This window comes from Streptomyces aureus (genome assembly GCF_001418135.1).
Lineage (GTDB): Bacteria > Actinomycetota > Actinomycetes > Streptomycetales > Streptomycetaceae > Streptomyces > Streptomyces aureus_A.
Map to the genome: position 1 here is coordinate 40,689 of NZ_LIPQ01000018.1, position 216 is coordinate 40,904.

The 216-nt window shown below is 64.8% G+C and carries 1 protein-coding gene; it reads left to right on the forward strand.

Annotated elements, in window-relative coordinates; all coding sequences use genetic code 11:
• A partial coding sequence (locus tag AOK00_RS39925; protein ID WP_254047210.1) for an endo-1,4-beta-xylanase occupies nucleotides 1-216 on the forward strand: 216 nt, incomplete at both ends.

Below are 216 nucleotides of genomic sequence, written 5' to 3' on the forward strand. Positions count from 1 at the left end.
CGTGCCCATCGACTGCGTCGGCTTCCAGTCGCACTTCAACAACGACAGCCCCTACAACAGCAACTTCCGTACCACTCTGCAGAACTTCGCCGCCCTCGGCGTCGACGTCGCCATCACCGAACTCGACATCCAGGGCGCCTCGGGCACGACCTACGCCAACGTGACCAACGACTGCCTGGCCGTTCCCCGCTGCCTCGGCATCACCGTCTGGGGCGT